At 48.7% G+C, this 3,150-nt stretch carries 1 rRNA gene; it reads left to right on the forward strand.

Going from position 1 to position 3,150, the window contains the following annotated elements:
- Positions 1 to 134: 134 nt before the first annotated feature.
- Positions 135 to 3,055: ribosomal RNA gene (locus J7E16_RS10815) — 23S ribosomal RNA — on the forward strand.
- Positions 3,056 to 3,150 lie beyond the last annotated feature (95 nt).

Genomic DNA, 3,150 nt, shown 5'->3' on the forward strand with positions numbered 1-3,150 from the left:
TGTTCTTTGAAAACTGGATAAAGTTAAAAATCGTAATTTAAGTAAGAAACCAGAAACACACCGAAATTTTTAAATAATAAGTTTTTTAAGGTTCTCATCGAAAGATGAGTATTAAACATTAACGATTAACCATAGGTTAAGTTAATAAGGGCGCACGGTGAATGCCTTGGCACTAGGAGCCGATGAAGGACGGGACTAACGCCGATATGCTTTGGGGAGCTGTAAGTGAGCTTTGATCCAAAGATTTCCGAATGGGGGAACCCAGCATCTTTGATAGGATGTTACTGCTGACTGAATACATAGGTCAGTAGAGGTAGACGCAGAGAACTGAAACATCTAAGTACCTGCAGGAAGAGAAAGAAAAATCGATTCCCTGAGTAGCGGCGAGCGAAACGGGAATAGCCCAAACCAGAAAGCTTGCTTTCTGGGGTTGTAGGACTGAACATATAGAGTCATAAATGAAGTTGGTAGGAGAAGCGACCTGGAAAGGTCTGCCGAAGAAGGTAAAAGCCCTGTAACCGAAACCAATTTCACTCTGATCAGTATCCTGAGTACGGCGGAACACGAGAAATTCCGTCGGAATCCGGGAGGACCATCTCCCAAGGCTAAATACTCCCTAGTGACCGATAGTGAACCAGTACCGTGAGGGAAAGGTGAAAAGAACCTCGGAAGAGGAGTGAAATAGCCCCTGAAACCGTGTGCCTACAAATAGTTAAAGCCCGTTAATGGGTGATAGCGTGCCTTTTGTAGAATGAACCGGCGAGTTACGATCACATGCGAGGTTAAGTTGATGAGACGGAGCCGTAGCGAAAGCGAGTCTGAATAGGGCGAATGAGTATGTGGTCGTAGACCCGAAACCAAGTGATCTACCCATGTCCAGGTTGAAGGTGCGGTAATACGCACTGGAGGACCGAACCCACGTATGTTGAAAAATGCGGGGATGAGGTGTGGGTAGCGGAGAAATTCCAATCGAACTTGGAGATAGCTGGTTCTCTCCGAAATAGCTTTAGGGCTAGCCTCGGAATTAGAATCATGGAGGTAGAGCAACTGTTTGGACTAGGGGCCCTTCTAGGGTTACCGAATTCAGATAAACTCCGAATGCCATTGATTTATATCCGGGAGTCAGACTGCGAGTGATAAGATCCGTAGTCGAAAGGGAAACAGCCCAGACCACCAGCTAAGGTCCCAAAGTTTATGTTAAGTGGAAAAGGATGTGGAGTTGCTTAGACAACTAGGATGTTGGCTCAGAAGCAGCCATCATTTAAAGAGTGCGTAATAGCTCACTAGTCGAGTGACCCTGCGCCGAAAATTTACCGGGGCTAAACATAACACCGAAGCTGTGGATAGAACCATTGGTTCTATGGTAGGAGAGCGTTCTAAGGGCGTTGAAGCTAGATCGTGAGGACTAGTGGAGCGCTTAGAAGTGAGAATGCCGGTATGAGTAGCGAAAGACGGGTGAGAATCCCGTCCACCGAATGACTAAGGTTTCCTGGGGAAGGCTCGTCCTCCCAGGGTTAGTCGGGACCTAAGTCGAGGCCGAATGGCGTAGACGATGGACAACAGGTTGAGATTCCTGTACCAGTTTGTTTTGTTTGAACAATGGAGGGACACAGTAGGCTAAGGAATACGTGCTGTTGGATATGCACGTCCAAGCAACAAGTTTTGAAGTGAGTCAAATGCTTGCTTCTTTAAGAACAAGTTGTGATGGGGAGGGAAATTAAGTACCGAAGTTCCCGATGTCACACTGTCAAGAAAAGCTTCTAGTTAGAAACAAACTGCCCGTACCGCAAACCGACACAGGTAGTCGAGGAGAGAATCCTAAGGTGTGCGAGAGAACTCTCGTTAAGGAACTCGGCAAAATGACCCCGTAACTTCGGGAGAAGGGGTGCTGACCAATTGGTCAGCCGCAGTGAATAGGCCCAGGCGACTGTTTATCAAAAACACAGGTCTCTGCAAAATCGTAAGATGACGTATAGGGGCTGACGCCTGCCCGGTGCTGGAAGGTTAAGAGGATGGGTTAGCTTTAGGGCGAAGCTCAGAATTGAAGCCCCAGTAAACGGCGGCCGTAACTATAACGGTCCTAAGGTAGCGAAATTCCTTGTCGGGTAAGTTCCGACCCGCACGAAAGGCGTAACGATCTGGGCACTGTCTCAACGAGAGACTCGGTGAAATTATAGTACCTGTGAAGATGCAGGTTACCCGCGACAGGACGGAAAGACCCCATGGAGCTTTACTGCAGTTTGATATTGAGTGTTTGTACAGCTTGTACAGGATAGGTAGGAGCCAATGAAGCCAGGACGCCAGTCTTGGTGGAGGCGTTGGTGGGATACTACCCTTGCTGTATGACCACTCTAACCCACAGCCCTTATCGGGCTGGGAGACAGTGTCTGACGGGCAGTTTGACTGGGGCGGTCGCCTCCTAAAGTGTAACGGAGGCGCCCAAAGGTTCCCTCAGAATGGTTGGAAATCATTCGCAGAGTGTAAAGGCATAAGGGAGCTTGACTGCGAGACCTACAAGTCGAGCAGGGACGAAAGTCGGGCTTAGTGATCCGGTGGTTCCGTATGGAAGGGCCATCGCTCAACGGATAAAAGCTACCCTGGGGATAACAGGCTTATCTCCCCCAAGAGTCCACATCGACGGGGAGGTTTGGCACCTCGATGTCGGCTCATCGCATCCTGGGGCTGTAGTCGGTCCCAAGGGTTGGGCTGTTCGCCCATTAAAGCGGTACGCGAGCTGGGTTCAGAACGTCGTGAGACAGTTCGGTCCCTATCCGTCGCGGGCGTAGGAAATTTGAGAGGAGCTGTCCTTAGTACGAGAGGACCGGGATGGACACACCTCTGGTGTACCAGTTGTTCTGCCAAGGGCATTGCTGGGTAGCTATGTGTGGACGGGATAAACGCTGAAAGCATCTAAGCGTGAAGCCCCCCTCAAGATGAGATTTCCCATCACGTAAGTGAGTAAGACCCCTGAGAGATGATCAGGTTGATAGGTTGGAAGTGGAAGTATAGCGATATATGGAGCGGACCAATACTAATCGGTCGAGGACTTAACCAAAGATTTAAACGGTGATAGACGGTCAATGAACGAAAACGATTTTTAACTTATCCAGTTTTGAGAGAATAATGTTCTCTTGATTGAAATTGTGTGTT

Source organism: Carnobacterium sp. ISL-102, assembly GCF_018612935.1.
GTDB lineage: Bacteria > Bacillota > Bacilli > Lactobacillales > Carnobacteriaceae > Carnobacterium_B > Carnobacterium_B alterfunditum.